5 protein-coding genes and 1 pseudogene are annotated in these 6,042 nt (G+C 66.8%); 2 read left to right on the top strand and 4 right to left on the bottom strand.

All coding sequences use genetic code 11. The features are described 5' to 3' along the window. Positions 1-137 precede the first annotated feature (137 nt). From J1902_RS18730 to J1902_RS18715, 4 genes are all read right to left on the bottom strand, one after another. The gene (locus tag J1902_RS18730; protein WP_207617883.1) at positions 138-698 is read right to left on the bottom strand and encodes a hypothetical protein; all 561 of its coding nucleotides are present in this window, start codon (positions 696-698) and stop codon (positions 138-140) included. A 168-nt stretch (positions 699-866) separates the two neighbouring features. After that, positions 867-2,168, bottom strand: coding sequence for an MFS transporter (locus J1902_RS18725; RefSeq protein ID WP_372434601.1), 1,302 nt, complete (start codon positions 2,166-2,168; stop codon positions 867-869). A gap of 61 nt (positions 2,169-2,229) precedes the next feature. Further along, positions 2,230-4,089, bottom strand: coding sequence for a gamma-glutamyltransferase (gene ggt / locus J1902_RS18720; RefSeq protein ID WP_207617882.1), 1,860 nt, complete (start codon positions 4,087-4,089; stop codon positions 2,230-2,232). A gap of 137 nt (positions 4,090-4,226) precedes the next feature. Further along, entirely contained in the window at positions 4,227-5,240 is a 1,014-nt protein-coding gene (locus J1902_RS18715) for an isopenicillin N synthase family dioxygenase (RefSeq protein WP_207617881.1), read from the bottom strand. A gap of 172 nt (positions 5,241-5,412) precedes the next feature. Here J1902_RS18715 and J1902_RS18710 point away from each other — a divergent pair, with 172 nt between their 5' ends. Both J1902_RS18710 and J1902_RS18705 read left to right on the top strand, forming a co-directional pair. Next, positions 5,413-5,673, top strand: coding sequence for a hypothetical protein (locus tag J1902_RS18710; protein WP_207617880.1), 261 nt, complete (start codon positions 5,413-5,415; stop codon positions 5,671-5,673). A 68-nt stretch (positions 5,674-5,741) separates the two neighbouring features. Further along, a pseudogene (locus tag J1902_RS18705) lies at positions 5,742-6,008 on the top strand (peptide chain release factor-like protein); the annotation flags it as partial. Positions 6,009-6,042: the final 34 nt, after the last annotated feature.

The following is a 6,042-nucleotide window of genomic DNA, read 5'->3' as shown; positions in this document are numbered from 1 at the left end:
TCGTCCGGCGTTTTAACGACTACCGACCCACGCTCCTAGAGCGCGACCGCCGTCGTTAGGCGTGGACGTGCCGGATCCCCCGGGCACCATCCCGGGGGATCCCGCACCAGGCCAAGGGCCAGTGACAGCGACGGAGGCTAGCGGCCGCCTCCGCCGATAATGCCGTTTTCCACGGCCTTGGTCACGGCGTCGGCCTCGGCCTGGGTCAGTTTCCCGTCCGTGACGGCCGTGTCCAGCCTGGTCTTGAGCGCTGCCGCGCGCTCCGCCTGGGCCGTGGTGCGGATTTCCTCCAGGGCCGTGGTGACCTTGGATTCCTCAATGCCGAGCGACTCGGCCAAGGACTTGGCCAGCGCCGCGTCCATGGCTGCGCGGTCCGGCTTGGTGCCTTCCGCGGGCGGGGTGGCGGGCTTGTTGGCTTCACGGAACGCCTGCAGCGCCTCGGTGACCTTTGCCTCGTCAACGCCGAGCTTCGTGGCGAGCTCCGCCGCGATCTGGCCGCGGTCGCCTCTGTGGCCCCCGTGCTTGCCGTGGCCGCCGGACTTGCCGTGGCCGTCTGCAGCCGCGGTGCTCCCCGCCGTTGAACTTGCGGCCGGGCTGGGTGTGGTGGCTGCGGAAGCCATGCTGGTGACGCCCAGGCCGGCACCCAACGCCAGGGCCCCGGCCGCGACGCCTAGCGTGATTCTCTTGGTTCTTGACATACTTGCTCTCCTCGATCCGCCGTCGGAACGGCTGCTGGTAGAAGGACGGTCACGAACACCGCCCTGACACCACCATGGGGCCGCCAACCAAGCGGCCGCTGTCTGGAAGCTGTCATTGGGCTGTGAATGTGGGGGTGAAGCAGGGAGCACGGTTCCGGCTCATGCCGTCTACTGCGAAGGAGACGGTGCGCTGCCCGAGTCGGAGTACTCATCGGCGCGGGGACGCTGCCGGCGACTCGCCAGCAAGAACGGCACTGCGATCAGCTCGACAACGCCGCCGATCGCCAGGGAGGCAGCGTACCCGTACACGTCCGCTGACCGCCCGAGCAACGGCTGCACCACCACGCCACCGGTGGATCCCATGAGTGAGTCGAAGCTAAGCACTGTTGCCCGCTGCTTTGAGGCGATCATGTCGTTCAAGTAGGCCTGCCGCACCGGAGTACCCGCAGAGGCGACCAGCGCCCAGAGCGCCAACAGCACCAGGGCCACCCAGAACACCCGGGTGAACCCAAGTGCAACGAGAATCACTGCGCCCACGATGCTGCTCAGAATCAGCACCGTGGTGCGTTTGTGGACGAGGCGCCGGACGCGGGGCGCCAGCCATCCGCCGAGCACCTGGGACCCGGCCACCATGGCCGCCGCCAGTCCCGCCACGGAGTATGCCCGCGGGTCGCCGAAGAGCTCAAGCAGATACGGCTGGAGCGCGTAGAACACATAGATCCCGACGCCGGCACCGAACGGTGCGGCCAGCATCACGTAGCGCACGGGAGGGTTTTTCAAGCCGTTCTCGATTGACGCGGAGAGCACGGCACGGGTTGCACGGAGAGGATGGCTCGAGCGTTCCGGCGTGAATCCAACATCGCGCATGAGCCAGAAGGCCACGACAAACATTGCCAACAGAACACCCACGCGCAGCAGGAACGGCACGCCGAGGTTGGTGGCCTGGGCTATCACACCGCCGGCCACGGAGCCCGCCAGCATCGCGATGCCCTGCACCATCTGGCCCCGCCCGAGCACCGCCTCCAGCCCGCCTTCATACCCAGAGAAACGCAACGCATCCACCAGCCAAGCCTCCACAGCGCCTGAGAAGAACGTGAAGCCCAGCCCAAGCAAAACCGAGACCACCGCCCACATCCAGAACGGGGAGGAAAATTGCCAGAGCAAGTAGTAGAGGTAGGTGGACACGGCTAGCGTCACGGTGCCGAGCAGAAATGAAACGCGGCGTCCCCACCCGTCGGCAATCACTCCCGTGGGAACTTCGAACAGCACCATGCCGGCCGTGAAGAAGGCGTTTGCGGCAAAGGCCTCAAGGTTGCTCAGTCCGGCATCCAGCAGGAACAGTGTGTTGATGCCCCAGATGAACGAGGCCGCAAGCGTGTTGCCCAGCGTCAACGTCAGATAGATGCGCTGGATCCTGCGTGCGGGGCCGGTGATTGCGTCGCCGCCCGCGCCGGTGTGAAGAGGGAACACGAGCCCATTCTCGCTTCCTAAGGCGGCGCCCGCCAGAGCGCCGCCCTACCGCCCTACCGCCCTACGGCGCCGGAGTGAGCACCATCGCCGAGCCGCCCCCGCGTCTGAAGGGCTCGGCCGCCGCAACCATGCTCCCGTCGGGCCTGAACTCGATCGCTGTGGCCGCGCCGATCTCCGCCGCCGAGGTGAACGCGTCACCGGACGGCACCAGGATATGGCCGAACGGCGCCAGCCCGCTTCCGTGCGCGGTGATGAACTCGGGCTCGGCCGTGACTTTGACGGTATTCCGTTGCGAGGCGCGCGGTGCCGCGATCGCTTCCGAGATGTCCATGCCCAGGTCCACGCGGTTGAAGATCGTCTGCAGCACGGTGGTGATGATCGTCGATCCGCCGGGGGAACCGAGCGCGAGGAACGGTTTGCCATCCTTGAGGATGATGGTGGGCGACATCGAGGAGCGCGGGCGCTTCCCCGGCTCAATCCGGTTCGGGTCAGTCGGGACAAACACGGTCGAGAAGTCGGTCAACTCGTTGTTGAGCAGGAAGCCGCGGCCGGGCACCACGATGCCGGAGCCGCCGGTCTGCTCGATGGTGAGCGTGTACTCCACCACGTTCCCCCACCTGTCCGCGACCGTCAGGTTCGTCGTCGAAATGTTCTCCGTGTCCTTCTCGTCGGCAGGCGCCGCGGCACCGGCCGGGCACACGCCGTCGAACGCTGATACATCCCCCGGCAAGACGGGCTTCTCGGCCGCCTCCAGCGGGTCGATCCGGCACGCGCGCTCCTTGCCGAACACGGGGTCAGTGAGTGCGGCGGTGGGGACATCGGCAAACGCCGGATCGCCCACGTACTTGCCGCGGTCCGCGAAGGCGAGCGCGCTCGCCTCAAGGTAGTGGTGCAGGGCAGGCGCGCGGTTCTCAGGCGTGGACATCCCGGCGAGGTCGAACGTGTCCAGGATGTTCAGTGCCTCGCCCACCGTGGTGCCGCCGCTGCTCGACGGCGCCATGCCGAAGACGTCAAGGCCGCGGTAGTCCACGTGCGTGGGCGCCTGGTCCAGGGCCCGGTAGGCGGCGAGATCCGCCGCGGTCATGCGGCCGGGAGGGACGGGCAGCCTGGTGGTGGCGGTCTTCGGCGGAGCCTGGACCGTGGCGGCGATCTCCGCCGCGAGCGGGCCGCCGTAGAAGCCGTCCGTGCCCTGTTCGGCGAGGAGCCTGTACGTCGCGGCCAGGTCATGGTTCTGGAAGACACTCCCGACGGCGGGTGCGTCGCCGCCGGGGAGGAAGAGACTGCTCGTGGAGGTGAAGGCCTCAAAGCGTGGCTTGTTGTCGAGCGTTTGCTGCCGGAATGTCTGGTCGACCACGAAGCCGTGGCTAGCGACCTCGATGGCCGGCTGGAGGGCATCGGCGAGGCTCAGGGTGCCCCAGCGTTCAAGCGCGCGCTCCCAGGTGGCCGGCGTGCCGGGGACGCCCACGGAGACGCCGCTGGTGACGAGTTCGGGCGTGAAGCGGTAGGGGCTGCCCGCCGGGTTGGCAGGCGTGATGGTGGCCGGGTCGATGAACGCATCGTGCGGCATCGCGGCAGGTGCGGTCTCTCGGCCGTCGATCGTGCCGACCTGGCCGGTCCCGGTGTCGTAGAACACGAAGTAGCCGCCGCCGCCGATCCCGGCGCTGTAGGGTTCGGTAACGCCCAGGGTCGCGGCCGCGGCGACGGCGGCATCGGCCGCGTTGCCGCCCTCGCGGAGGACCTCGATCGCCGCAGCGGACGCCTCCGCGTCCACGCTGCTTACCGCGCCGCCGAAGCCGGTGGCGGTCGCGTTCTTGGCAGTTTCCCGAGGATGGGCGAACGCGGGGCTGATGACCGCTCCGCTCGTCACGCTCATGGCCAGAACCGCCGTGATGGCGGCCAGTCGACGTCTCGCAAACAACATGATTGCTCCCGTCGGGGTAATGCGGGTTGGGGTGTGGCCACCCTACTCCTGGCCGGCACCGGGCTCAAGCGGTACCGCAAAAGCATCAACAAGCCGACCGCCGCGGGCCGGCCCGGGTTGTTTCCGGCGTGTCTCCGTCAGCCTTTCAGCAGGTCCGCGTGGTGGACCGCGACGACGTTCGGGTGCGCCCGGATCCGGTAGCGGAGGGCGTTGTCCCCGTAGGTTTCCAGAATCGGGCTGTTCGTCGGGTCAACCGAGAGGCCGCGTGCGCGCGCCTGGAACTCGGGGCTCACCGCGAGCTGCGGCATGGTGGCGTCCAGTGCCGGGTTGTAGAAGAAGGGCAGGGAGATCCTGTCGGTGCCGCGCAGGGGCGAGATCACCCGGTGCAGGGTTGCCTTGAGGTAGCCGTTCGTGGCCAGCTCGAGCATTTCGCCGATGTTGACCACGAACGTGCCCGGCACCTGCGGTGCGTCAATCCACGTCCCCTGGTGCTCGACCTGGAGTCCGCCCTTGCCGGGTTCCACCAGCAGCAGGGTCAGCACGCCGCCGTCGCGGTGGGAACCGACCCCCTGTTTGGGCTCCGGGTTGGATTCCCCCGGGTAGCGCACAATCTTGAGCAGGGGGAACGCCTGCGCGGCGAAGGCTGCGTCGAAAGTATCCTCAGGAGTTCCGAGGGACACAGCCAGAGCGCGCAGGAGGCTAAGCGAAATGGCACTGAGCCGTTCGGTCCACTCTCCGACAATCTGCCGCATTTCAGGGAGTGCCTCCGGCCACAGATTGGGCCCCTCGAGCCGCCAGTAGTCCGCGACCCCGGGTCCCGGCTGCACGGCGTCCCGTTCGACGCCAATGTCGATCTGCTCGCGCCAGTCGATGCCACCGTCCGTGAGTTCGCCGCCCACCCTCGTGTAGCCACGGAACTGGGGGCTGTGGACGTTTTCGATGGCGAGCTTCTGCTCTTCCGGCAGCTCGAAGAAGCGGCGGGAGATGTCCAGCATGGCGTCCGTGAGTTCCTGCGGGATACCGTGGCCGGCCAGGTAGAGGAAACCGACCTCATGCATGGCATTGCGCAGTTCGTCGCGGAACCGGGAGGCCTCCTCCGGACCCGCATTCAATTGGGAGAAGTCGAGGACGGGCAATGTTTCGAGGGACAAGGCTGATATTCCTTTTCTCTTCACTTCGCAAGCTAGTGCCTGTAATTGCTTCAATGTTACGGATCGGGCCGCAGAATCCGAAGCACCTGGTTCCGGCCCGTCGCATTCCGACGCATCGAGGACGGCAGGTAGGCAAGACTGGAGGTCACCGACTCCGAAAGCGTGAACCCTTTTGATTACTCTCCAGCAGGACGCCCAAGGCTTTATCCGCATGAACAGGCACTTTCCGAACAGCGCTGCAGTCACCATGACCTTCTCCGATGGAAGCCAGGAAGTACTCACAGGCCGCCGACTCAACGAAATCTACGACGCGGCCCTGGCTTCCTACAGGGCCGGGAACCAACTCGATGCCAAGGGCTTCTCCCGCGGTCCGAAAAAGAAGATCCAGCAAGGCATCGAATTCGTCCCGGTCCATCCCGGAATGACGGCCTAAGAGGGACCGCGCCAGCCCGCGTGCGGGCTGGAAGCTTTGATCACGCCACGCTGTGCAACGCTGGATGCATGGATCTGGAGGTATCACCCGCACTCACGATTCCCGCGTCGGAACTCGGCTGGCGGTTCTCGCGTTCGTCCGGTCCAGGTGGGCAACACGTGAACACCTCGGACAGCCGCGTCGAGCTCTCGTGGAACGTCGCCGGCTCGGCGGCACTTTCGGATGGCCAACGGCTGCTGCTGCTCGCACGTCTTGGACGGCATCTCGTCGCCGGAGTGATCACCGTGACAGCCTCCGAGCGGCGCTCCCAGCTGCGCAACCGCGAGATCGCCCTAGGAGCGTGGGTCGGTAGTCGTTCGGTGGCATGAG

The sequence above is a fragment of the Arthrobacter cavernae genome (genome assembly GCF_017368795.1).
Taxonomy (GTDB): domain Bacteria; phylum Actinomycetota; class Actinomycetes; order Actinomycetales; family Micrococcaceae; genus Arthrobacter; species Arthrobacter cavernae.
The sequence above is the reverse complement of the archived record's forward strand: the minus strand, read 5'-3'. Positions and strand labels throughout refer to the sequence as shown.